Below are 23,535 nucleotides of genomic sequence, written 5' to 3' on the forward strand. Positions count from 1 at the left end.
TGGTCGCAGTTTTTTATCGCCGGCGCCACCCTGCCGATGTGGCAGAAAACTGGTCTGCTAACTTGGCGCAACTGGCCCGCCAGCTGTCTTACATGCTTTGGAGATGAGATGAAAACGATCGCCAACACCCCATTGCCGGGCGCCGTCCGGCAGCCGGGCTATGACCGCCGGGCTCTGCGCAGCCGCATCGTGCACCTTGGCTTCGGCGCGTTCCACCGCGCGCATCAGGCGCTGCTGACCGATCGGGTGCTGAACGCCCACGGCGGCGACTGGGGCATCTGCGAGATCAGCCTGTCCGGCGGCGTGCCGCTGTTTGAGGCGCTGCGGCAACAGGATCATCTGTACAGCGTGCTGGAGAAAGGCGCGGACGGCCATCAGGCCATCGTGATCGGCGCGGTGCATGAGAGCCTGCACCGCAAGCTGGAGGGCATCGCCGCGGTGCTGGAGAAACTGGCCGAGCCGCAGGTGGCGATCGTCTCGATGACCATCACCGAAAAAGGCTACTGCATCGAGCCCGGCAGCGGGCGATTGGATCGGCAGCATCCGGGGATCGTCGCCGATCTGGCGTGGCCGCATCAGCCGCAGACCGTGCCCGGCATTTTGGTGGAGGCGCTGCGGCTGCGGCGCGAACGCGGCCTGCCCGCCTTCTCCCTGCTCTCCTGCGACAATATTCCGGAGAACGGCCACGTGCTGCGCCGGGCGGTGCTCGATCTGGCGCAGGCGCGGGATCCGTCGCTCGCCGATTGGATCGCCACCGCCGCCACCTTCCCCTGCACCATGGTGGATCGCATCGTGCCGGCCGCCACGCCGGCCACGCTGGATGAGATTGCCGCCGCGCTGGGCGGCGTGCGCGACGACTGCGCCATCGCCTGCGAGCCCTTTATTCAATGGGTGGTGGAAGACAACTTCGCCGCCGGACGCCCGGCGTGGGAGCTGGCCGGCGCCCAGCTGGTCAGCGATGTGCTGCCGTTTGAGCACATGAAACTGCGCATGCTGAACGGCAGCCACTCGTTCCTGGCTTACCTCGGCTACCTGGGTGGCTACCGCTATATCAACGAGTGCATGGCGGATGAACACTACCGTCGCGCCGCCCTGCGGTTGATGCTGGACGAACAGGCGCCCACCCTGAGCGTTACCGGCATCAGTCTGACCGACTACGCCGCACAGCTTATCGCGCGCTTCAGCAACCCGGCGCTGCAACACCTCACCTGGCAGATCGCCATGGACGGTTCGCAGAAGCTGCCGCAGCGCCTGCTGGACGCGGTGCGCTGGCATCTGCGGCACGGCGGCGACTATAGCGGGCTGGCGCTGGGCGTGGCGGGCTGGATGCGTTACGTCGGCGGCGTCGATGACGCCGGTCAGCCGATCGACATTCGCGATCCGCTGGCAGACGCGCTGCAACAGACTATTGCCGCTACGCCGGACGATCGGCGGCGCGTAACGGCGCTGCTGGCGCTGAAATCGGTGTTCGGCGAATCGCTGGCAACGCATGCGGCGTTTGCCGACGCGGTGACGCAAGCCTATTTGTCACTGCGCGATCGCGGTGCGCGTGAAACGGTGAAGGAGTGGGTGCTGCGGTGAGAAGCCTGCAGGGCCGAGAATAACCATGCCGGCGTAACGTTACGCCGGCATGGCGGAACGACTTAACGATAAACGACCGTCATAACAGCGAGTTTCTTCTGTTGGTCTACCCACTTCATTTCGGTTGTGCCTAGATTTAGCGGAAGTTCTTTGCGTGTAGTATCAAAACCTGACAACGCTTGCTGGGCCTGATAACGCTGGCCGTTGCGGTAACATTGCGTATTCGCCTTAGAATCTGCAATATTGACCGTGCAAGGACTTTCAACGATAGAACCGACGAAGCGAATTACCCCGCCGGCCACTCCTGCATGACTCACTGCCGTCCATGAAAACAACATTCCTACGATCAAAAATAACCGAAAGGTATTCATGGCAACCTCATTTTTAGTTAAGCCAATTTAACCATAGAGGATCTTGTTAGGAATAATCGCAAGGAAAGGGACGAGATTTGATCGTTAATCGCGTCATTAACAATGTAAAAACAAGCTACTAACAAAAGTTAACCGCATCTAATACAGGGTTTTATCTAAGAACTTTCTTGTTATGAACGGTGGATTTTGTCGGTTGAAAAGCGCATGGTGACGTGCAAAATTTGCGAGATAGAGCACAAATTAAATCGCGGCGGTTTCACCGATAAGGCTGCGTAACTCATTTATTAAGCAGGTTAATTTTTGCTCCAGGAATTATTAATGACCAAAACCAATTTGATTACCGGTTTCCTCGGCAGCGGTAAAACCACCACTATCCGCCATTTGCTGGCTCATAAGCCCGAACATGAGCGCTGGGCGGTATTGGTCAATGAATTCGGCGAGATCGGCATCGACGGCGCGCTGCTGGCAGACAGCGGCGCGGTGCTCAAAGAGATCCCCGGTGGCTGCATGTGCTGCGTCAACGGCCTGCCGATGCAGGTGGGCTTGAATATGCTGTTACAGCAGGCCAAACCGGATCGGCTGCTGATCGAGCCGACCGGGCTCGGGCATCCGAAACAAATTCTGTCGCTGCTGACCCAGGAGAGCTATGCCGGCTGGATTGATCTGCAGGCCACCCTGTGCCTGCTGGATGCCCGCCAGCTCAGCCAGCCCCGCTACCGCGACAACGAAAACTTCCGCGATCAGCTGGCCGCGGCCGACGTTATTTTGGCCAGCAAAAGCGATACCTATCAGCCGGAAGACAGGGGGGCGCTGGAGGCCTGGAGGGCGCAAGATCCGCTGCGGCGGCCCTGTTATGCCATCGCTCAAGGCGAAGCGGATGTCGCGCTGTTGTCACTTCCGCGCACGAATCGTACAGAATTGCCGGACGCGCAGCATCATCATGGTCAGGCGAAAACGCAGGGGCTGGCGGCGCTGCGGCTGCCGGAGCACGCCCGCTGGCGGCGAGCGTTGAACGAGGGGCAAGGCTTCACCAGCTGCGGCTGGATTTTTGACGGCGACACCCAATTCGACACCGTCGGCTTTATGGAATGGGTGCGACTCGCGCCGGTAGAACGCGCCAAAGGCGCGGTGCGCATCCCCGAAGGCACATTGCTGATCAATCGTCAGGGACAGGATCTCAACATCGAAACCCGCCCGGTCGCGCCGCTCGACAGCCGAATTGAGCTTATCCACAGCGAAAATGCCGATTGGAACGCCCTGCAATCCGCCTTGTTTAAGATTCGTTTAAGTTAGACCCCGTACCGTTGCCCCCCGGTTGCCGCAGGGCGGCCGGGTTTTATTTCGTTTTCATTTTGCCAACAGGTTATGTCATGACACGCCGCAATTTACCCCTCATTATCCTCTTCAACTTACTGGGCGTTGCGCTGTTCCTGTCCTGGTTCCTGCCGGCCAATCACGGCGGCTGGTTTACCCTGGACTCGGCGATCTTTTTCTTCTTTAACCGCCATCTGGCCACCGACCCGGCGTTTTTGCACCTGGTCGCCATCACCAACAACCGCGCGTTTGACGTGATTTCGCTGCTCGCCATGGGCCTGCTGTATTTGTACTTCTACCTGAAGCAGGACGCCGCCGGCCGCCGCCGCCTGGTGATCACCGGCGTGGTGATGCTGCTGACCGCCGTGGTGCTGAACCAGCTTGGCCACCTGCTGCCGGTGAAGCATCCGAGCCCCACCCTGACCTTCGACAATATCTATCGCGTCAGCGAGCTGACCGGCATCCCCACCAAGGACGCTTCCAGCGACAGCTTCCCCGGCGACCACGGCATGATGCTGATTATTTTTTCCTGCTTTATGCTGCGCTATTTCGGCCGCCGCGCCTTCGCCGTCGCCCTGCTGATTACGCTGCTCTTCTCATTGCCACGCGTGATGATTGGCGCCCACTGGTTTACCGATATTGCCGTCGGCTCGCTGTCAGTGGTGCTGGTTGGCGCCAGCTGGGTGCTGATGACGCCTTGCAGCGACTGGATCGTCGATCGGTTGAATCGCCTGTTGCCCGGCAAGCATCGCCCCGGCCAACCATAACTTGCGTCTATGACTCATGCCGGGAGGCGCTCGCCTTCCGGCCTTAATCCCTTCGCTGAGCGCAAAATATCGTCACCGCCCGTTAACGCTTTTGCAACCTGATTTCACGCCAGATTCATACATCGGACAATTGGCGTTTTTTATATGAAGATTTACATTATGTTACATCACAAATTCATATAAAAAAGACGGGAAAAAGGCTCGCAATCCCCTATTTGTTCCGGTAATCTCAGATGCGTTTGTGCCTGGTTTAAGTCGAATTAGTATGGAATCCGATAAAAATGTGCGTTCTCGCACGTTTTCAACGGTAACTGGTTGTCGATGCAACAGGTGCGGACTAGGCTCGTTTCGTTTGGCATTTTTCAGGTAGCGACTTTCGTCGTTAAGGACTTCAAGGGAAAACAACAACAATGGTCAAATCTCAACCGTTTCTGAGATATTTTTTGCGGGTAGTCCCTGCAATTGCCGCTGCGGTTATGCTCTCCGCATGCAGCTCGACTCACACTTCGAACTTGAATAACGCACAAACTGAGATGCGTGCAGTTAATGACAAAGACGGTCTTTTACTGCAAGCCTCTCAGGATGAATTCGAAGCGATGGTCCGCAACGTTGACGTCAAGTCAAAGATTATGGATCAGTACGCGGACTGGAAAGGCGTTCGCTACCGTTTAGGCGGTGACAGCAAGCGCGGCATCGATTGCTCGGCGTTTGTTCAACGCACCTTCCGCGAACAGTTCGGCATGGATTTACCGCGTTCTACCTATGAACAGGAAGATCTCGGCAAGAAAATCCAGCGCACCAAGCTGCGCGTCGGCGATTTGGTGCTGTTCCGCGCAGGTTCCACCGGGCGCCATGTCGGCATCTATTTAGGCAACGATCAGTTCGTTCACGCCTCCACCAGCAGTGGGGTCATGATTTCCAAGCTGACCGATAACTATTGGAATAAACGTTATCGAGAAGCGCGCCGGGTGTTGACCAACGGTTAACGGCGCAATGCCTTGAAGATCCTGAATACCAAACGAGCGATAAGCGCCGCCTACGGGCGGCGTTTTTTTTGGTTGTCTAACAGATATCATCAAGATTGCTCCCTGCCTTATCGCCATCTTTCTCCGCTTAACGCTGCCGCACGCCATTATTTTGATAAACTGTTGGCAGGAAATCGCGCCATCGAGGAAAAACTCGCCTATTATCGTCAGATGACGGCAACGGCGCCCCGGCGTTATTTAAAACGTTTCCGCTTAAAATAGGCACATTATATTTCTGTCGGCGACGCCACATATTTAAACAACGCCGCCGGTTGGTACGGGATAAAAAGGCAAAAATGAAAAAAAAGCCGTTGGCACAATCCATTAAATGGCTGCGCGACACCCCTGACGCCCTGTTGCAGAGGACTCGGTTATGGGCTTGAAAAGAGCTTTTGCCCGCAGCGTGTCTCACCGACAGCGCAGCCTGGCTAAAAGCGGCGTCGCCGCCCTGGTATTTTTTACGCTCTTCACCGCGGTCACGCTTTCTTTGATTAACCACCAGCGCACGCAATATCAACATAAGGTCGAAGCGCGCACGCAAAAGTTCACGCTGGGTTATATCTCGCACCTGAAGACGGTGATGCAGCAAATGATGCCGCTGCTGGCCAAGCCTTGCCTCTCAAGCCAGTCGGACATTACCTACCAGGCGGCCTTTACCAGCGGCGTGCGCACCTTCCTGTTGGTGAAAGACGGCTACGCCTATTGCTCTTCCGCCACCGGCGACATGATGTTGCCGATGAAAAATCTCTACCAGGATATCGACTGGAATCTGCCCCTGGATCTCAAGCTGCAGCAGGGCACGCCGATCGTGCCGAACAAACCGGCGGTTGCAGTTTGGCTGCGGCATCCCGACGAAAAGGCCACCGGCATCCTCGCTACGCTGGACATCGATCTGATGCCCTATCTGCTGTTCACCTCGCACGACGAACAGGCGCCGGGCATCGCCATCGTGATGGGCAACCGCGCGCTGACCACCTTCAGCCCGAACCTGATGCCGGTCGATCAGTTGCCGAAGGGCAAGGCGGATAAACTGACGCTGCCCAATCTGCCGCTGACCATCCTGTTCTACAACGAGAAACTGACCCCCAACGACATTCGCCTGACGCTGCTGGGCAGCCTGGTGCTGTCATTGATGATCGGCGTACTCTGCTATTACATGCTGCTGCTGCGGCAAAGCCCGGAACGCGCGCTGCTGCGCGGCATCAAGCGCAACGAGTTCTTTATCGAATACCAGCCGGTGTTCCATACCGACAGCAACAGCATCGGCGGGCTGGAAGCGCTGATCCGCTGGCAGCATCCGATCGAAGGCCGCATCCCGCCCGACGTCTTTATCCCCTACGCCGAAAGCAACGGGCTGATCGTGCCGCTCACCCGCCACCTGTTCAGGCTGATCGCCGAAGATGCGCCGCAGCTCGCCAAAGCGCTGCCGCGGGGAGGCAAGGTCGGGCTCAACATCTCCCCCGCCCACCTGAGCGCGCCGTCGTTCCACCAGGACGTGTATGAACTGTTGACGCAGCTGCCGGGCGATTACTTTACGCTGGTGTTTGAAATCACCGAGCGCGGCATGGTGGAAGAAGAGAGTGCGCTGGCGGAGTTTGACTGGCTGCACAAACAGGGCATCGAGATCGCGGTGGACGATTTTGGCACCGGGCACAGCGCGTTGATCTATCTTGAGCGCTTCACCATGGATTACCTGAAGATCGATCGTGGCTTCGTCAACACCATCGGCCAGGACACGGTCACCGCGCCGGTGCTGGATGCGGTGATCTCGTTGGCGAAAAAGCTGAAAATGCTGACGGTGGCCGAGGGCGTGGAAACCGCCGAGCAGATGCAGTTCCTGCAAGAACACGGCGTCAACTTCATGCAGGGCTACTACTTCAGCAAGCCGCTGAGCATCGACAATTTCGTCGCTTACTGCAATGCTCATCAGGTCTTTGATTATCAGGCAAATAAATAGTTAGTCTTTAAGCATCTTTACCCTGCGCCCGCCCGAAGAATGTTATGCTGGGCGCAGGTTGTACTTTATTCCACAGCAGGAGCTTACCGTCTGATGTCCGTGCGCATTTTCGCTGCTCTGGTGCTCTCGGCACTGAGTTTCGGTCTGCGGGCCGAAGCCCTCAACGAAAGCTACGCTTTCGCCCTTCTCGGTGAACCGAAATACGCCACCGACTTCAGCCATTTCGACTACGTCAACCCGGCGGCACCCAAAGGCGGCGACGTGCGGCTGGCGGCCATCGGCACCTACGACAACTTCAACCGCTTCGCTACCCGCGGCGTGCCCGGCGAACGTACGATGGAGCTGTACGATACGCTGTTCACCAACTCCGACGACGAACCCGGCAGCTATTATCCGCTGATTGCCGAATCGGCCCGTTTCCCGGCCGACATGCGCTGGATGGAGTTGGATATCAACGCCCGCGCCCGCTTCCAGGACGGCAGCCCGATCACCGCCGCCGATGTGGCCTTCACCTTCAATAAATTCATGACCGAAGGCGTACCGCAGTTTCGCTCCTATTACAAAGGCGTCACGGTCAAGGCCATTTCCCGGCTGACGGTGCGCATCGAGCTACCTAAAGCCAACCGTGAGCAAATCCTCAGCCTGCTCAGCCTGCGCGTATTGCCGGAAAGTTTCTGGAAAAACCATAAGCTCAACGAACCGCTCAGCACCCCGCCGCTCGCCAGCGGCCCGTATAAAATCGCCGATTACCGCCTCGGCCAGTACATCACCTACCAGCGAGTGCGCGACTACTGGGCCGCCAACCTGCCGGTGAACCGCGGCCGCTACAACTTCGACAGCATTCGCTACGATTATTACCTGGACGATAAAGTATCGCTGGAAGCCTTCAAGGCCGGCGCTTACGATTTCCGCATCGAGCCGTCACCCAAAAGCTGGGCCACCCAGTATCAGGGCGGCAACTTCGCGCGCAACTACATCATCAAGCAGGACGAGACCAACCAGGCGGCGCAGAATACCCGCTGGCTGGCGTTCAACCTGCAAAAACCGCTGTTCGCCGATCGTCGGGTACGGGAAGCGATCGGCCTGGCTTTCGACTTCAACTGGATGAACAAGGCGCTGTATTACAACGCCTATCAGCGCGCCGACAGCTATTTCCAAAACACCGCCTACGCCGCCCGCGGCTACCCGGACGCCGCCGAACTGGCCTTGCTGGCGCCGCTCAAAGGCCAGATACCGCCGGAGGTGTTTACCAGCATCTACCAGCCGCCCTCCTCCGACGGCAGCGGCAACGATCGGCAAAACCTGCTGAAGGCGACCCAATTGCTGAAAGAAGCCGGTTGGGTGGTCAAAAATCAAAAGCTGGTCAACGCCAAAACCGGCCAGCCGTTCACCTTCGAACTGATGCTGCTGAGCGGCAGCAACTTCCAGTACGTATTACCCTTCCGCCACAACCTGCAGCGGCTGGGCATCGAGATGCAAATTCGCGAAATTGACGCCTCGCAGTACACCCGTCGCATGCGTGAACGCGATTTCGACATGATGTCGACCGTATATATGGCGATGCCGTTCCCCAGCGCCGATCTGCAAATCCTGTGGGATTCGCAGTACATCGATTCCAGCTACAACACGGCCGGCGTTAAAGATCCGGCGGTCGACAGCCTGGTGAGGCAAATCGCCGCCCATCAGGGCGACGAAAAGGCCCTGTTGCCGCTCGGCCGCGCGCTGGATCGGGTGCTGACCTGGAACAACTACATGCTGCCGATGTGGTACTCCAACCACGATCGCTACGCCTATTGGGACAAGTTCTCCACGCCGTCGATCCGCCCGGCCTATGCGATCGGCTTCGATAACTGGTGGTACGACGTCAACAAGGCGGCGCGTTTACCGGCTCAACGGCAATAAGGAGTCGGAATGGCGGCCTATCTGATACGCAGACTGTTACTGGTGATCCCCACGCTGTGGGCGATCATCACCATCAACTTTTTTATCGTGCAAATTGCCCCCGGCGGCCCGGTCGATCAGGCCATCGCCGCCATTGAGCTGGGGCATGGCAGCGGTTTTGGCAGCGGCGGCGTCAGCGAAGGCCTGGGCCATGCCCGGGCAGGCATCGCGGCTGGCGACAGCCAATACCGCGGTTCGCGCGGTCTGGATCCGGAGGTGATCGCCGAGATCACCCAACGTTACGGCTTCGATAAACCGCTGCACGAGCGCTACTTCACCATGCTGTGGAACTATATGCGCTTCGACTTCGGCAACAGCCTGTTTCGCGGCGCTTCGGTGATGCAGCTGATCGGCCAGAGCCTGCCGGTCTCCATCACGCTGGGCCTTTGGAGCACGCTGATCATCTACCTGGTGTCGATCCCGCTCGGCATCCGCAAGGCCGTCCACAACGGCAGCGCGTTCGATACCTGGAGCAGCACGCTGATCATCATCGGCTACGCCATTCCGGCTTTCCTGTTCGCCATCCTGATGATTGTGCTGTTCGCCGGCGGCAGCTACCTGGACTGGTTCCCGCTGCGCGGCCTGGTCTCCAGCAACTTCGACACCCTCTCGTGGCCAGCGAAGATCGCCGACTACCTGTGGCACATCACGTTGCCGGTGTTGGCGACGGTGATCGGCGGCTTCGCCACCCTGACCATGCTGACCAAAAACTCGTTCCTCGACGAGATCCGCAAGCAGTACGTCACCACCGCCCGCGCCAAGGGGCTGGATGAGAAAAAGATCCTGTACCGCCACGTATTCCGCAACGCCATGCTGCTGGTGATCGCCGGTTTTCCGGCCACCTTTATCAGCATGTTCTTCACCGGCTCGCTGCTGATTGAGGTGATGTTCTCGCTCAACGGCCTGGGGCTGCTGGGCTACGACGCCACGCTGCAGCGCGACTACCCGGTGATGTTCGGCACGCTGTATATCTTCACCCTGATCGGCCTGCTGTTGAATATCCTCAGCGATATCACCTACACCCTGGTCGATCCGCGCATTGACTTCGAGGCCCGCCAATGAGCCGCCTTAGCCCGATCAACCAGGCGCGCTGGGCGCGCTTTCGCCGCAACCGCCGCGGCTACTGGTCGCTGTGGATCTTTTTGGTGCTGTTCACCCTGAGCCTGGCCGCCGATCTGATCGCCAATGACAAACCGCTGTTGGTGCGTTATGAAGGCCGGCTGTACCTGCCGTTTATGATTAGCTACAGCGAAACCGCCTTCGGCGGCGAACTGAATACCGAAGCCGACTATCAGGATCCGTTCGTGCAGCGGCAGATCGAACGGCACGGCTGGGCGGTATGGGCGCCGATCCGCTTCAGTTACGACACCATCAACTTCGCCACCGAAGTGCCCTTCCCCTCGCCGCCTTCGCGTCACAACCTGCTGGGCACCGACAGCAACGGCGGCGACGTGCTGGCCCGGGTGCTGTACGGTTTTCGCATCTCGATGCTGTTCGGCCTGGCGCTGACGCTGTTTTCCAGCCTGATCGGCGTGTGCGTCGGCGCGACGCAAGGGTATTACGGCGGGCGTTTCGATCTGTGGGGGCAACGCTTTATCGAAGTGTGGTCGGGCATGCCGACGCTGTTTCTGATCATTCTGCTGTCGAGCATCGTCCAGCCCAATTTCTGGTGGCTGCTCGGCATCACCATCCTGTTCGGCTGGATGAGCCTGGTGGGTGTGGTGCGCGCCGAATTCCTGCGCACCCGCAATTTTGACTACATCCGCGCCGCGCGCGCCATGGGCGTGCCGGATCGCGTTATCATGTCCCGCCATATGCTGCCCAACGCCATGGTGGCGACGCTGACCTTCCTGCCGTTTATCCTGTGCGGCTCGATCACCACCCTGACGTCGCTCGATTTCCTCGGTTTCGGTCTGCCGATCGGTTCGCCGTCGCTCGGTGAGTTGCTGCTGCAAGGCAAAAACAATCTGCAGGCGCCGTGGCTCGGCATCACCGCCTTCCTGGTCTTGGCGGTGCTGCTGTCGTTATTAATCTTTATCGGCGAAGCGGTGCGCGACGCCTTTGACCCCAGCAAGGCGCATTGATATGGCCACTCCTTTGCTCGCTATTCAGGATCTCAGCATCGCCTTCCGCCAGGGCGACACCGTCACGCCGGTGGTCAACGAACTCTCGCTGCAAATCGCGCCGGCGGAAACGCTGGCGCTGGTGGGGGAATCCGGCTCCGGCAAAAGCGTCACCGCCCTGTCGATACTGCGCCTGCTGCCCGCGCCGCCGGTGGTTTACCCTGCCGGCGACATTCTGTTCAACGGCGATTCGTTGCTGCATGCGCCGGAAGCGGCGCTGCGCAAGGTGCGCGGCAATCAGATCGCGATGATCTTTCAGGAACCGATGGTGTCGCTTAACCCGCTGCACACCATCGAGAAACAGCTGGCGGAAGTGCTGATGCTGCACCGCGGCCTGCGGCGCGATGCCGCGCGCGCGGAGATCGTCGAGTGCCTGGAGCGCGTCGGCATCCGCCAGGCCAAAAGCCGGCTGCAGGACTATCCGCATCAGCTGTCCGGCGGCGAACGCCAGCGGGTGATGATCGCCATGGCGGTGTTGACCCGACCGAAACTGCTGATCGCCGACGAACCCACCACCGCGCTCGACGTCACTATCCAGGCGCAGATCCTGACGCTGCTGCAAGAATTGAAACGAGAGATGGACATGGGGCTGCTGTTCATCACCCATAACCTGAATATCGTGCGCCGCCTGGCGGACAACGTGGCGGTGATGCGCCAGGGGCGCTGCGTGGAGCAAAACGCCCGCGCGCGGCTGTTCAGCCGGCCGCAGCATTCTTACACGCAGCAGCTGCTGGCCGCCGAAGACGTCGGTGAACCGCTGCCGTTGCCTGCCGCGGCCAACGGGCGCCCCGGCGACGAGCGGCCGCTGCTCAAGGTGGAGAACCTGCAGGTGCGCTTCCCCATTCGCCGCGGCCTGCTGCGCCGCACGGTGGATTATCACTATGCATTGAAATCATTGAGTTTCGAGCTGCGGGCCGGGGAAAGCGTGGGGCTGGTGGGGGAATCCGGCTCGGGCAAAAGCACCACCGGGCTGGCGCTGCTGCGCCTGTTGGCCTCGCAGGGCGCCATCTGGTTCGACGGCGAACCGCTGCATCCGCTCACAATGAAGCAGATGCTGCCCTACCGCAGCCGGATGCAAATCGTCTTCCAGGATCCCTATTCCGCCCTGAACCCGCGCCTGAACGTGCAGCAGATCATCGCCGAGGGGCTGGAAGTGCACCAGCGGCTTAGCGCCGAGCAGCGGGAACAGCGCGTGATCGAGGTGTTGCAGGAGGTCGGCCTGGATCCGCAGCTGCGCCACCGCTATCCCACCGAGTTTTCCGGCGGGCAGCGCCAGCGTATCGCCATCGCGCGCGCGCTGATCCTGCAGCCGCAGCTGCTGATCCTCGACGAGCCGACCTCTTCGCTGGATAAATCGGTGCAGGCGCAGATCCTGGCGCTGCTGAAATCGCTGCAGCAACGCCACCGGCTGGCTTATCTGTTCATCAGCCATGACCTGCAGGTGGTGCGTTCGCTATGCCACCAGGTCATCGTGCTGCGACAGGGAGAAGTGGTTGAACAGGGAGACTGTCGGGCGATTTTCGCGGCGCCCGCCGCCGACTATACCCGTCAACTGCTGCAGTTAGCGGATTAGCGGCGAATTCAGAAGGGGTACTGCGCGCTGAGCGGTTCGGCGATCGCGGCGCCGACGTTTTTCAGGCGGCACATGGTGGCGCTCTCGTCGCTGCGCTGCACGAACAGGCAAGGCTCTCCTTCCCATTCGACAATCGCGCAGTCGACCTGAATCTCCTGCAGCGACAGATTGAGCTGTTGCATTACCTGCCAGGCCTCGGCCCCTTCATGGCTGAGCAACTTCAGCCCAATCAGGTTGTTATCTTCGTCTATTCCGTTAAACGGAATCGGTTCGACCTTCACGCCGGTGAAACCGGATAGCCAACGATAACTTTGCGGCAAGCGATGCACTACCGAAAGTTGGATACTCTCCACATGAAATCCCTAGTTTGAAAAGGTGAAACACTTTTACCTGACAGGGTTACTAAGTTATAGCCGTTGACTCCCGACTCTGCCGCGCACAAATGTTATTTAAATGTAAATTTTGCCGCAAACCATTAACCTGACCCCGTGCTTGCCGATGCCGCGCCATTTTTTGGCGCGCCGTGCGGTGTTATTTCACGGCATTTTGCGACTCAGCTCGCATTTTTGCGTTATATGTAACCCTTTCCCGCAGCGATCTCAACTCTTTTTTCTTGCAATGCGACTACTTTTCCGTCGCCATATTTTTACATTGAAGAAACATTTCACCCGCCACGTTAGCGCAGCCTCTCCTGCTAATGCCTTGATTTACATCAATCCTAATACAAACCACTCGCGCGGCGCAGCCGACAGAACGCCGCGCCTCCCGGGGAATATCGGGCGGCACGATGGCGGAGTTTTTTAACAAAAAGCACACAGATGGGAAAATGACCGATTAATTAGCAGGCATATATTTAGCAACAAATTATTCATTGCCGGTTGCACCCTGAAATGGCAGGGCGCAACCCCATGACGCTGCGGGGCGAAACGCCCCGAGTCGGGAGAACGTCAGGCTGCGCGATCGCGCGGCCGGCTGGCGTAAACGTAGAACAGCACCGCCACGATGCTGCACAGCGCCATCGAGGTGACCATTGGCCAGGCGCTTTTGCCCGGCGCCATCGACAGCACCGCCCCCACCAGCGCGCCGATGCTGAAGCGCAACGTGCCGGCCAGGGAAGACGCGGTGCCCGCCATATGCGGAAAATCATCCAGGATCACCGCCATGGCGTTGGAGGAAATCATCGCGATGCACCCCAGGTAGACCGCTACGCCGATCACCAGCGCCCAGAAGCCCAGGCCGACGGCGCTTACCGCCAGCAGCCACAGCCCCATCGCCAGCTGCACCAGCAGCCCCAGCTTGAACATCTTGACCGCGCCGAACCGCCGCACGTTGCGGCTGTTGATCAGCGTCGTCAGGAACAGGAAGACGATGTTCAGCGCAAAATAGTAGCCGAAGTGCTGCGGCGAAACGTGGTTCAGTTCGATGTAGACGAACGGCCCGGCGCTGAGGAACGAGAACATGCCCGCAAACGAGAAGGCGCTGGCCAACATGTAGCTCAGCACCCGCTTGTGGCGGAACAGCGAACCGAAGTTGCCCAGCGTGGTGCGCAGGTGGAACCGCTGACGCCGCTCTTTCGGCAGCGTCTCCTTGATGAACAAGGCCACCAGCAGTGAACCGATCAGCGCCGCGGCACCCATGGTCCAGAAGATGGCGTGCCAGCTGAACCACAGCAGCAGCGCACCGCCGATCATTGGCGCCAGCAGCGGCGCGATGGTCATCACTAGAATGACGAACGACATCATGCGCGAGAACTCATCCTTGGTGAACATGTCGCGCATCAGGGCGTTAATCACCACGCTGGCGGCGGCGGCGGCCAGACCGTGCAGGAAACGCAGCCCGATCAGCTGATCGATAGACTGCGCCATGGCGCAGGCGCAGCCGGCGATGGCAAAGATCAGCGTTCCCCACAGGATCACCGGCTTGCGGCCGATGCTGTCCGACATCGGCCCATAGAACAGCTGCCCGAAGGCAAAGCCGAGCATATAGGCGCTGAGCGTCATCTGCACGCTGCCGGACTCGACGCCAAACTGGGCGGCGATCACCGGCATACTGGGCAGGTACATGTCGATCGCCAACGGCATCAACATGGACAACAGGCCCAGAATGAAAATCAAACCGAGATGAGAGGTTCGGTTCTGTTGCACGTTCCACGACTCCTTAATCGGCCGCAATCAATGATCGGTTATCAGTCCTGCAGGTGCGGCGCGCCCACGCTGGCGATCTCTTCTTCGGTCAGTGGGCGGTATTCGCCCGGCGCCAGATCGTCATCCAGCACGATGGCGCCGATGCGCTCACGGTGCAACTCGATCACCCGGTTGCCGACGGCGGCGAACATCCGCTTCACCTGGTGGTAGCGCCCTTCGCTGATGGTCAGGCGCACCACGCGCTCGTCGACCTGCTCCAACGTCGCCGGCCGCGTCAGATCTTTCTCGTTGTGCAGTTGCACCCCTTCGGCGAAACGCTGCGCGGTGTCTTCCGCCAACGGGTGCTCCAGCGTGACCAAATAGGTTTTCTCGCAGTGGTGGCGCGGCGACGTGACGCGGTGCGACCACTGGCCGTCGTCGGTCATCAGCACCAGCCCGGTGGTGTCGATATCCAACCGCCCGGCGGCGTGCAGCTTGTACGCGACCGGCTCATCGAGGAAATACAGCACCGTCGGATGATCGGGATCGTCGGTGGAGCAGACGTAGCCCTGCGGTTTGTTGAGCATGAAATAGCGCGGGCCGTTCTGCTGCTGCAGCGGATTGCCGTCGAACGCCACTTCTTGCTCCGGGGTCAGTTTGATCGCCCCGCTCTTCACCACCTCACCGTCAACGGTGACGCGTTTAGCCCGAAGTTCGCGCGCGACCAGCGCACGGCTGATGCCTAACTGCTGAGATAAAAACTTGTCCAATCGCATGGGATCTGCTTTGCCTGTCGTTGTTATGATCGCATTGATCGTATTGCCAAAATATGACGCCCGCCGTTGCACCGGGTGCAAATGGCAGGTTCAGGGGGGAAATCGCGTGGGGGAACAGCGATTGCTGTCACACGAGTATAGCGGCACAACGCGTTGCCCGACAGGGGTAATTTTCACGCTTCTCGCACCGCGCGCGCGCAGAAGGCATAATAATGGAAATTTTTCGGCCGCCCGGGCGTAAAATGTCACGCTTTCTGTGGGAACAGAGGTGACAAAACCGCTTCCCGGCGGCCCATTCCAACCTACGGCGTTCATTATGGCCTTTACCCTACGCCCCTACCAACTGGAAGCGGTCGAAGCCACCATCAATCATTTCCGGCGGCACCCCGAACCGGCGCTGATCGTGCTGCCGACCGGCGCCGGCAAAAGCCTGGTGATCGCCGAACTGGCGAAGCGCGCCCGCGGGCGGGTGCTGGTGCTGGCGCACGTCAAGGAACTGGTGGCGCAAAACCACGCCAAATACTGCGCCTACGGCCTGGAAGCGGACATCTTCGCCGCCGGCCTGCAACAAAAAGAGAGCGCCGGCAAGGTGGTGTTCGGCAGCGTGCAGTCGGTGGCGCGCAACCTGCCTCTGTTCGACGGCGCCTTCTCGCTGCTGATCGTCGATGAATGCCACCGCATCAGCGACGACGACGACAGCCAGTACCAGCAAATCATCCAGCATTTGCAGAAAACCAACCCGCAGCTGCGGCTGCTGGGGCTGACCGCCACGCCCTATCGCCTGGGCAAGGGCTGGATTTACCAGTATCACTACCACGGCTTCACCCGCGGCGACGGCGCCAGCCTGTTTCGCGACTGCATCTACGAGCTGCCGCTGCGCTACATGATTAAGAACGGCTTCCTGGTGCCGCCTGAGCGGCTGGACATGCCGATCGTGCAGTACGATTTCAGCCGGCTGGAGGCCAGAAGCAACGGCCTGTTCAGCGAAGCGGATCTGAACCGTGAGCTGAAGCGGCAAAACCGCGTCACGCCGCATATCATCAGCCAGATTGTAGAGTACGCCCAAGATCGTAAAGGGGTGATGATCTTCGCCGCCACCGTCGAGCACGCCCGCGAGATCCACGGCCTGCTGCCGAACGGCGAGGCCGCGCTGGTCAGCGCCGAAACGCCGCCCGCCGAGCGCGATGCGCTGATCGAGGCGTTCAAACAGCAGCAGCTGCGCTATCTGGTCAACGTAGCGGTATTGACCACCGGCTTCGACGCGCCGCACGTCGATCTGATCGCTATTCTGCGCCCGACCGAGTCCGTCAGCCTGTATCAGCAGATCGTCGGCCGCGGGCTGCGGCTGGCGCCCGGCAAGGAGGATTGCCTGATCCTCGACTACGCCGGCAACCCGCACGATCTGTTCACGCCGGAGGTCGGCGTCAGCAAGCCGCACGGCGACAGCCAGCCGGTGCAGGTGTTCTGCCCGGCCTGCGGCTTCGCCAACCTGTTCTGGGGCAAGTGCACCGAGAATGGCGACATCATCGAGCACTACGGCCGCCGCTGTCAGGGCTGGCTGGAAGACGACGACGGCCACCGCGAACAGTGCGATTACCGCTTCCGGTTCAAGAGCTGCCCGCACTGCGGCGCGGAGAACGACATCGCCGCGCGCCGCTGCCATCAGTGCCAGGAGGTGCTGGTCGATCCCGATGACATGCTGAAGGCGGCGCTGAAGCTGAAAGACGCGCTGGTGCTGCGCTGCGGCGGCATGGAATTGCAAAGCGGCCGCGACGACAAGGGCGAATGGCTGAAGGCCACCTATTACGACGAGGACGGCACCAGCACCAGCGAGCGTTTCCGCCTGCAGACGCCGGCGCAGCGCAAAGCGTTCGAAATGCTGTTCCTGCGCCCGCACCAGCGCGCGCCGGGCGTGCCGTTCGCCTGGCACACCGCCGCCGACGTGCTGGCGCAACAGCAGGCGCTGCGCCATCCGGATTTCGTGGTGGCGCGCAAACGCGGGCAGTTTTGGCAGGTGCGCGAGAAAGTGTTCGATTATCAAGGCCGTTTCCGCCGCGCCAATCAGTTGGCCTGAGCGAACGGCCCTCAATCTGGGCAGGTTTTCGTTGCCCTGCAGGCGGCTTTCCGTTAAAATGCCGCGCGCTTTACCTGGGCCTGCCCAGCGTTAAAGCGGAATTCCGAACTTGCTACTTGGGTCGCCTGTAGCAGGGTAAATTTTCTTTTAAGAGAAAAAACAATGTTCACTATCAATGCAGAAGTACGTAAAGACCAGGGTAAAGGTGCGAGCCGCCGCCTGCGTGCAGCAAACAAATTCCCAGCTATCGTTTACGGTGGCAAAGAAGCTGCAGTTTCCATCGAATTGGACCATGATTCTGTCAAGAACATGGAAGCTAAACCAGAATTCTACAGCGAAGCAGTAACTCTGGTTATCGACGGTAAAGAAACCAAAGTTAAGGTTCAGGCTGTACAGCGTCACCCGTTCAAGCCAAAACTGGCTCACATCGACTTCGTTCGCGTTTAATCGCTACGTTTTCGAACCTTTCGGGACGCCGAAATAAAGAACGCCGCAATTGCGGCGTTTTTTATTGTCTGCGATTCGGCGCGCTTACTTGCCGCTGCCGGTCCGGCGCTGCAGCTGATCGCGCAGATTCGGCGGCGTGCCTCTGATGGTCAGGGTGTCGGTGGCCGCATCCCAGAAAATGCGCTCGCCCAGCAGCATGGCGTCGAAGTTCAGGCTGATGCCGCCGCCGCTGCCGGCGAATTTGGTTAGTTGGCGCAGCGTGCCGCGATCCGCCGGGAAGCTTTCTTCCAGCTCATACCCTTGCTCGCTTGAGAACTGCATGAAGTCTTTCTCGCCGACCGGCGACAGCTCCTGCGACAGCGCCTGCAGCTCAATCTCTTCGCCCGCCTGCAGCTGTTCGTTGCAGTAGCTGTACACCTGCTGGCGCACTGACTGGCGCTCGTTCTTGTCCAGCTGCGCATCGGCGCAGTAGTCGTCCACCGCCTGCAGCAGCCCACGATTTTGCGCCTTGGCGTCCAACCCTTCGGATGCCGCCAGGAAATCCATGAAGAAGTCGGCGACCTTGCGGCCCACGCGCCCACGCAGGAAGGTCAGGTAGCGGGTCGATTCCGGGTTGGTTTCCCATTCGGTCAGATCGATGCGCGCGACGATATCGGCGTTGTTGATGTCCAGATAGTGCGTGGTGTTGATATCCAGCTCTTCGTTAACGCGCATGCTGTTACGGCTGTTCAGCACCGCGATCAGCAGATACTCCACCGCCAGATAACGGTATTGGCCAAACAGCACCACGCCGCCTTCGGCGAACGGATACTTCGCCAGTTCGTCGCGCAGGCGGCCAGTCGCCGCGCGGCTGAAGGCCAGAAAGTCCTTATCGTCCTTGCGGCAGGTGCGCAGCGCTTCCGCCAGCTCGCTGCCTTCGTTGAACAGGCCCAAGGCCTTGCTCTTGGCGCTATAGACGCGATGCAGTTCCGTCATCATTTCTTCCACCGCCGCGTTGGTGGGAAGCAAGGAATCGCGCAGCACCACGTCCAGCGTTTGCTCGTCGCGTTTCACCAACTGGTGCAGAGCGATCTGGTCGATATCCAGACTCATGGTAAATCCTCCTGTTCTTTAGGCGCGTATTCAAACACTGAAGGCCCCGCCCTGCAATACTAAAAACCGCGGCAAACCGGAAAGGCGCTGCAAGGGGCAGCCCCGGCGCGGGCGAACAATTTCCCGAATGACAGGAAATGATAAAAGAGCGGAAAATCACTGCCCTATACGGTAAGATAGGGCACTTTGCAGATTACTAAGCGCAATTTTATGCCACAATCATCCCGTTACAGTGACGAACACGTTGAACAACTGCTCTCAGAGCTGGTCAATGTTCTGGAAAAACACCATACCCCCACCGATCTTTCCCTGATGGTGCTGGGCAATATGGTCACTAATTTGATCAACACCAGCGTTGCCCCCGCGCAGCGGAAAACCCTGGCGAGATCGTTCGCGGAAGCCCTGCAGGCTTCTGTCCGTGAAGATAAAGCACATTAATATTGACTTATGGTGACAAACCGTCAGCGTTATCGTGAAAAAGTCTCCCAGATGATCAGCTGGGGGCACTGGTTCGCCTTATTCAACATTTTGCTCGCCCTTGGGCTGGGCAGCCGTTACCTGTTTGTCACCGACTGGCCCGCATCCCTGCTGGGCCGGGTTTATGCCTTTGTCAGCCTGCTGGGGCATTTCAGCTTTATCGTGTTCGCCGGCTATTTGCTGGTGATCTTCCCGCTCACCTTCGTGGTGATGTCGCAGCGGCTGCTGCGATTTATTTCCGCCGCGCTGGCCACCATCGGGCTCACGCTGTTGCTGGTCGACAGCGAAGTGTTCTCCCATTTCCACCTGCACCTCAATCCGGTGGTGTGGGATCTGGTGGTCAACCCGGACCAAAGCGAGCTTTCGCGCGACTGGCAACTGATGTTCATCTGCGTGCCGGCGATCTTCCTGGTGGAGATGCTGTTCGCCACCTGGAGCTGGCAGAAGCTGCGCAGCCTGAACCGCCGCCGCTTCGGCAAACCGCTGGCGGCGCTGTTTATCAGCGCCTTTTTCGCGTCGCACCTGATTTACATCTGGGCCGACGCCAACTTCTATCGCCCGATCACCATGCAGCGAGCCAACCTGCCGCTCTCGTACCCGATGACCGCGCGCAAGTTCCTCGAAAAACACGGCCTGCTCGACCAGCAAGAGTATGAGCGCCGCCTGATGCAACAGGGCAACCCGGAAGCGGTGGCGGTAGAGTATCCGCTCAGCGATCTCAGCTACGGCGATAAAGGCAGCGGCTATAACCTGCTGATGATCGTGGTGGACGGCATTCGCGCCAAAGACGTGGCGCAGGATATGCCGGCGCTGACGCGCTTCGCCCAGGAAAACGTGCGTTTCAGCGATCATTACAGTTCGGGCAACCATGCCGATACCGGGCTGTTCGGCCTGTTCTACGGCATTTCCCCGACCTATCTGGACAGCGTGCTCGCCGGCCGCAAGCCGTCGGCGCTGATCGCTGCGCTCGGCGATCGGGGCTACCAGCTGGGGCTGTTCTCCTCCGATGGCTTCAACGCCAGCCTGTACCGTCAGGCGCTGTTGACCGACTTCTCGCTGCCGACGCCGGCGCCGCAAAGCGACGCGCAAACCACGCAGCAATGGCAGCGTTGGCTGGCGGATCAGGGTAGCAAAGAGCCGTGGTTCTCCTATATCAGCTTCAGCGGCGCCGAGGCTGTCGAAGGCGACAAAACCCCGGCGCCGGCCGACTTTATTCGGCGCTATCGCACCGGCGCGCAAGACGTGGACGCCCAGATAGCCCAGGTGCTGGACACCCTGAAACAGCGTGGCCTGCTGGATAAAACCGTGGTGGTGATCACCGCCGAGCACGGCGTCGAGTTCAACGACAGCGGCAAAGGCCAATGGGGCGCCGGCACCGGCTTCAACCAGGCGCAGCTGCAGGTGCCGTTGGTGATCCACTGGCCGGGCACCCCGGCGCAGACCATCAGCAAGCTGACCGGCCATAACGACGTGATGCGCACCCTGATGCAACGATTGCTGCACGTGAAGACCGCGCCGAAAGACTATTCGCAGGGCGAAGATCTGTTCACCGCCCAGCGCCGCAACGACTGGATCGCTACCGGCGATGGCAATCAGCTGGTGATCATCACGCCGACGCAGACGCTGATGCTGGACAACAGCGGCAACTATCGCGTCTACGATCAGAACGGCGATGAAATAAAAGACGAGAAACCGCAGCTTGCTCTGCTGTTGCAGGTGCTGACCGATGTAAAACGCTTTATCGCCAACTAACTGCTTAAAACTAAAGCAATCAAGTGGCGAGGCGCTTGCATTAACATCGGGAATCGGTAGTATGATTTTTCATAGCGTCGGCATGTAGCGCAGCCTGGTAGCGCACCGTCATGGGGTGTCGGGGGTCGGAGGTTCGAATCCTCTCATGCCGACCAAATTTAAGAAAACCTGCTGTTACAGCAGGTTTTTTTTCGTCTGCATATTGAGAGGATTAGGCCGCACCGGTTTGGCCCATGCGCTAGCGGAGGCCCGGGCAAGGCCTCTCTCTCAGCGCGGCTGCAGGCAGTTTTCTTCTTTCCAGCCATACAGCCATTCCATTCCGCGATAAAATTCCGCCTGAGATTTGCCTTTCCATAACAGATTACGCACCTGGCGCTCAACGCCTGCGGCGTGATAAACACGGCCCATCTCACGGGTTGACCAGACGATGCGCGCCGTGCGTGGAATACGTACCGACTCGTACAGAGCAAGCGCTTTTGCCGCATCCCCTCCATGCTCTTCCAGCGCTTTACCCAGCGTTACCGCATCCTCCAGCGCCATGCAGGCTCCCTGCGCCATATACTGTGCCACCGGGTGTGCTGCATCTCCCACCAGCGTGATACGGTCGTTGCCCCATTTCTCCACCGGCTCACGATCGGCGGTTGACCAGCGGCGCCACGAGGTCGGCTTATCCAGCATTTGACGCGGACGCGGGTGAATACCGGAAAAATAGGAGAGCACCTCCTCTTTACTGCCGTCCTTCACCCCCCACTCCTCCTGCTGACGGCTATGGAACGTCACCACCAGGTTATATTGCTTCCCCCCGCGCAGCGGGTAGTGCACCAGATGGCAGTGCGGCCCCGCCCACAGCACCGGCGCGTTAATGCGTAAATCCTCCGGCATCTCATCGCAATCAATCACGGCGCGGTAAACCACATGTCCGGTCACCCGCGGCGCATCCTCCAGTAGGTACTGGCGCACAACCGATCTCACGCCGTCACAGCCGATCAGAATATCCGCCGTCCAGCGATTGCCCTGCTCATCAAATACCGTCACATCATCCGTCGTTTGGCTGATACTCACCACCTGCGTTGAGGTACGGTATTCCACATCCGGATGGGTTAATACCGCTTCCCAGACGGATGCGTGGATATCCACCCGATGGATAACCGCATAGGGACCGCCAAAGTGATCGCGAAATGCCTGCCCGGTCTCAATATGCACTACCTCCTGGGCGTTTACCGCGTCCATCAGGGTTATGTGATCGGTAAAGACGGCGCGCTCGCGTGCAACGTCGCCCACACCCAGGCTATCCAGCGCGGAAAAGGCGTTGGGTCCGAGCTGAATGCCCGCCCCAATCTCACCAATCTCGTGCGCCTTTTCCAGCAACATCACTTTAATCCCCTGGCGAGCCAACGAGAGCGCAGTCGCTGCACCGCCAATGCCTCCACCCACGATAATTGCGCGCATCACTTTAGCCATTGTTTTCCTCCTTTCGGGATCAGGCTGAGATTTTGTCTTGTTGGTTTTCTGGCGCCGCGGCGATGAATGCCGGGAGCCGAGTACAGGCGTCGTAAACCGCTTTACAGCGCGGGTACCCGCTCAGATCGCACCCCATCCGCAGGGCATTCGCCCACTGAGGGATCAGGCAGCAGTCCGCCAACGTCGGGGTATCACCAACGCAGAAGGGGCCTGGCGGCCTCTGGAGCAACAACTGTTCTACGGCGCTCAGTCCTTGGCGGATCCAGTGCGCATACCAGCGTTTTTTCTCTTCGTCACTCACCTTCAATTCTTCACTCAGGTAGCGTAAAACCCGCAGGTTATTTACCGGGTGAATATCGCAGGCGATGACATAGACGATTTCCAGTATCCGGCTGCGCGCCGGATCGGCCGTCGGTAACAACGGCAACTGAGGAAAATGGCGATCCAGCCAGTCGGTAATCGCCAGCGACTGGCTGAGAAACTCACCGTCGTCCGTGAGCAGCGTCGGCACCAGCCCGACCGGGTTCATTCGCCGATAAGCCAGCTCATTCTGTTGCCCAATGCGGATATTGACGCCCACCGTCTGGTAATGGATGCCTTTCAGCGCCAGCGCAATGCGCACGCGGTAGGACGCTGAGCTATTAAAGAAACTGTACAGCTTCATCATTCACCTCTGAATCA

The 23,535-nt window shown here is 59.3% G+C and carries 21 protein-coding genes and 1 tRNA gene; 15 read left to right on the forward strand and 7 right to left on the reverse strand.

Going from position 1 to position 23,535, the window contains the following annotated elements:
* Positions 1–108 precede the first annotated feature (108 nt).
* On the forward strand, positions 109–1,581 hold the full coding sequence (locus SSARUM_RS16015) for a mannitol dehydrogenase family protein (protein ID WP_048321817.1): 1,473 nt from the start codon (positions 109–111) through the stop codon (positions 1,579–1,581).
* Between the two features lie 62 nt (positions 1,582–1,643).
* On the opposite strand, the gene SSARUM_RS16020 is transcribed toward SSARUM_RS16015, so the two are convergent.
* On the reverse strand, positions 1,644–1,952 hold the full coding sequence (locus SSARUM_RS16020; RefSeq protein WP_033635274.1) for a type 1 fimbrial protein: 309 nt from the start codon (positions 1,950–1,952) through the stop codon (positions 1,644–1,646).
* Positions 1,953–2,270: 318 nt separating this feature from the next.
* On the opposite strand from SSARUM_RS16020, the gene SSARUM_RS16025 reads away from it, so the two are divergent.
* From SSARUM_RS16025 to yejF, 9 genes are all read left to right on the forward strand, one after another.
* A complete protein-coding gene (locus SSARUM_RS16025; RefSeq protein ID WP_043147724.1) occupies positions 2,271–3,245 on the forward strand; it encodes a CobW family GTP-binding protein in 975 nt (324 codons plus the stop codon).
* Between the two features lie 77 nt (positions 3,246–3,322).
* A complete protein-coding gene (locus tag SSARUM_RS16030; RefSeq protein ID WP_043147725.1) occupies positions 3,323–4,033 on the forward strand; it encodes a phosphatase PAP2 family protein in 711 nt (236 codons plus the stop codon).
* Positions 4,034–4,443: 410 nt separating this feature from the next.
* Complete coding sequence (gene mepS / locus SSARUM_RS16035; protein WP_033635277.1) at positions 4,444–5,019, forward strand: bifunctional murein DD-endopeptidase/murein LD-carboxypeptidase; 576 nt, start codon at positions 4,444–4,446, stop codon at positions 5,017–5,019.
* A 12-nt stretch (positions 5,020–5,031) separates the two neighbouring features.
* On the forward strand, positions 5,032–5,280 hold the full coding sequence (locus SSARUM_RS16040) for a hypothetical protein (RefSeq protein ID WP_125460721.1): 249 nt from the start codon (positions 5,032–5,034) through the stop codon (positions 5,278–5,280).
* A 151-nt stretch (positions 5,281–5,431) separates the two neighbouring features.
* Positions 5,432–7,015, forward strand: a complete 1,584-nt coding sequence (locus tag SSARUM_RS16045) for a cyclic di-GMP phosphodiesterase (RefSeq protein ID WP_039565063.1) — start codon at positions 5,432–5,434, stop codon at positions 7,013–7,015.
* Between the two features lie 93 nt (positions 7,016–7,108).
* Positions 7,109–8,917, forward strand: a complete 1,809-nt coding sequence (locus SSARUM_RS16050) for an extracellular solute-binding protein (protein WP_039565061.1) — start codon at positions 7,109–7,111, stop codon at positions 8,915–8,917.
* A 9-nt stretch (positions 8,918–8,926) separates the two neighbouring features.
* Positions 8,927–10,018, forward strand: a complete 1,092-nt coding sequence (locus tag SSARUM_RS16055) for a microcin C ABC transporter permease YejB (protein ID WP_039565059.1) — start codon at positions 8,927–8,929, stop codon at positions 10,016–10,018.
* Positions 10,015–11,040, forward strand: a complete 1,026-nt coding sequence (locus SSARUM_RS16060) for an ABC transporter permease (RefSeq protein ID WP_015378535.1) — start codon at positions 10,015–10,017, stop codon at positions 11,038–11,040. Before SSARUM_RS16055 ends, SSARUM_RS16060 begins: the two co-directional genes overlap by 4 nt.
* A 1-nt stretch (position 11,041) precedes the next feature.
* A complete protein-coding gene (yejF, locus tag SSARUM_RS16065; RefSeq protein WP_060430346.1) occupies positions 11,042–12,652 on the forward strand; it encodes a microcin C ABC transporter ATP-binding protein YejF in 1,611 nt (536 codons plus the stop codon).
* Positions 12,653–12,660: 8 nt separating this feature from the next.
* On the opposite strand, the gene SSARUM_RS16070 is transcribed toward yejF, so the two are convergent.
* The 3 genes from SSARUM_RS16070 to rsuA form a co-directional block, all read right to left on the reverse strand.
* Entirely contained in the window at positions 12,661–13,005 is a 345-nt protein-coding gene (locus SSARUM_RS16070; protein ID WP_004935763.1) for a YejG family protein, read from the reverse strand.
* Positions 13,006–13,599: 594 nt separating this feature from the next.
* A complete protein-coding gene (locus SSARUM_RS16075; protein ID WP_025303559.1) occupies positions 13,600–14,796 on the reverse strand; it encodes a Bcr/CflA family multidrug efflux MFS transporter in 1,197 nt (398 codons plus the stop codon).
* Between the two features lie 41 nt (positions 14,797–14,837).
* Positions 14,838–15,551 (reverse strand): 16S rRNA pseudouridine(516) synthase RsuA, encoded by a 714-nt coding sequence (rsuA, locus tag SSARUM_RS16080; protein ID WP_033648013.1) that lies wholly within the window; start codon positions 15,549–15,551, stop codon positions 14,838–14,840.
* 316 nt (positions 15,552–15,867) lie between these two features.
* On the opposite strand from rsuA, the gene SSARUM_RS16085 reads away from it, so the two are divergent.
* Positions 15,868–17,625, forward strand: a complete 1,758-nt coding sequence (locus SSARUM_RS16085; RefSeq protein ID WP_033635283.1) for a DEAD/DEAH box helicase — start codon at positions 15,868–15,870, stop codon at positions 17,623–17,625.
* A gap of 162 nt (positions 17,626–17,787) precedes the next feature.
* The gene (gene rplY / locus SSARUM_RS16090) at positions 17,788–18,072 is read left to right on the forward strand and encodes a 50S ribosomal protein L25 (RefSeq protein ID WP_004935776.1); all 285 of its coding nucleotides are present in this window, start codon (positions 17,788–17,790) and stop codon (positions 18,070–18,072) included.
* Between the two features lie 84 nt (positions 18,073–18,156).
* Here the strand turns inward: rplY and yejK are convergent, their stop codons facing one another.
* Positions 18,157–19,164, reverse strand: coding sequence for a nucleoid-associated protein YejK (gene yejK / locus SSARUM_RS16095; protein WP_033635284.1), 1,008 nt, complete (start codon positions 19,162–19,164; stop codon positions 18,157–18,159).
* Between the two features lie 210 nt (positions 19,165–19,374).
* On the opposite strand from yejK, the gene SSARUM_RS16100 reads away from it, so the two are divergent.
* The 3 genes from SSARUM_RS16100 to SSARUM_RS16110 all read left to right on the forward strand — a co-directional run bounded on the left by SSARUM_RS16100 (position 19,375) and on the right by SSARUM_RS16110 (position 21,548).
* Positions 19,375–19,602 (forward strand): YejL family protein, encoded by a 228-nt coding sequence (locus SSARUM_RS16100; protein WP_004935782.1) that lies wholly within the window; start codon positions 19,375–19,377, stop codon positions 19,600–19,602.
* A gap of 9 nt (positions 19,603–19,611) precedes the next feature.
* Positions 19,612–21,393: an LPS biosynthesis-modulating metalloenzyme YejM gene (yejM, locus tag SSARUM_RS16105; protein ID WP_033635286.1), complete on the forward strand. Its 1,782-nt coding sequence runs from the start codon at positions 19,612–19,614 to the stop codon at positions 21,391–21,393.
* A 78-nt stretch (positions 21,394–21,471) separates the two neighbouring features.
* Positions 21,472–21,548: transfer RNA gene (locus SSARUM_RS16110), tRNA-Pro, on the forward strand.
* 112 nt (positions 21,549–21,660) lie between these two features.
* Here SSARUM_RS16110 and SSARUM_RS16115 read toward each other — a convergent pair.
* Both SSARUM_RS16115 and maiA read right to left on the reverse strand, forming a co-directional pair.
* Complete coding sequence (locus SSARUM_RS16115; RefSeq protein WP_033648014.1) at positions 21,661–22,854, reverse strand: 3-hydroxybenzoate 6-monooxygenase; 1,194 nt, start codon at positions 22,852–22,854, stop codon at positions 21,661–21,663.
* 19 nt (positions 22,855–22,873) lie between these two features.
* Entirely contained in the window at positions 22,874–23,518 is a 645-nt protein-coding gene (maiA, locus tag SSARUM_RS16120; protein ID WP_033648151.1) for a maleylacetoacetate isomerase, read from the reverse strand.
* Positions 23,519–23,535 lie beyond the last annotated feature (17 nt).

The sequence above is a fragment of the Serratia sarumanii genome, assembly GCF_029962605.1.
GTDB lineage: Bacteria > Pseudomonadota > Gammaproteobacteria > Enterobacterales > Enterobacteriaceae > Serratia > Serratia sarumanii.

Bases quoted from the DNA above. Each gene is read 5' to 3' on its own strand.
- SSARUM_RS16015 (WP_048321817.1), top strand. From the start codon at position 109: ATGAAAACGATCGCCAACACCCCATTGCCGGGCGCCGTCCGGCAGCCG.
- SSARUM_RS16020 (WP_033635274.1), bottom strand. From the start codon at position 1,952: ATGAATACCTTTCGGTTATTTTTGATCGTAGGAATGTTGTTTTCATGG.
- SSARUM_RS16025 (WP_043147724.1), top strand. From the start codon at position 2,271: ATGACCAAAACCAATTTGATTACCGGTTTCCTCGGCAGCGGTAAAACC.
- SSARUM_RS16030 (WP_043147725.1), top strand. From the start codon at position 3,323: ATGACACGCCGCAATTTACCCCTCATTATCCTCTTCAACTTACTGGGC.
- mepS (WP_033635277.1), top strand. From the start codon at position 4,444: ATGGTCAAATCTCAACCGTTTCTGAGATATTTTTTGCGGGTAGTCCCT.
- SSARUM_RS16045 (WP_039565063.1), top strand. From the start codon at position 5,432: ATGGGCTTGAAAAGAGCTTTTGCCCGCAGCGTGTCTCACCGACAGCGC.
- SSARUM_RS16050 (WP_039565061.1), top strand. From the start codon at position 7,109: ATGTCCGTGCGCATTTTCGCTGCTCTGGTGCTCTCGGCACTGAGTTTC.
- SSARUM_RS16055 (WP_039565059.1), top strand. From the start codon at position 8,927: ATGGCGGCCTATCTGATACGCAGACTGTTACTGGTGATCCCCACGCTG.
- SSARUM_RS16060 (WP_015378535.1), top strand. From the start codon at position 10,015: ATGAGCCGCCTTAGCCCGATCAACCAGGCGCGCTGGGCGCGCTTTCGC.
- yejF (WP_060430346.1), top strand. From the start codon at position 11,042: ATGGCCACTCCTTTGCTCGCTATTCAGGATCTCAGCATCGCCTTCCGC.
- rsuA (WP_033648013.1), bottom strand. From the start codon at position 15,551: ATGCGATTGGACAAGTTTTTATCTCAGCAGTTAGGCATCAGCCGTGCG.
- SSARUM_RS16085 (WP_033635283.1), top strand. From the start codon at position 15,868: ATGGCCTTTACCCTACGCCCCTACCAACTGGAAGCGGTCGAAGCCACC.
- rplY (WP_004935776.1), top strand. From the start codon at position 17,788: ATGTTCACTATCAATGCAGAAGTACGTAAAGACCAGGGTAAAGGTGCG.
- yejK (WP_033635284.1), bottom strand. From the start codon at position 19,164: ATGAGTCTGGATATCGACCAGATCGCTCTGCACCAGTTGGTGAAACGC.
- SSARUM_RS16100 (WP_004935782.1), top strand. From the start codon at position 19,375: ATGCCACAATCATCCCGTTACAGTGACGAACACGTTGAACAACTGCTC.
- yejM (WP_033635286.1), top strand. From the start codon at position 19,612: ATGGTGACAAACCGTCAGCGTTATCGTGAAAAAGTCTCCCAGATGATC.
- SSARUM_RS16115 (WP_033648014.1), bottom strand. From the start codon at position 22,854: ATGGCTAAAGTGATGCGCGCAATTATCGTGGGTGGAGGCATTGGCGGT.
- maiA (WP_033648151.1), bottom strand. From the start codon at position 23,518: ATGAAGCTGTACAGTTTCTTTAATAGCTCAGCGTCCTACCGCGTGCGC.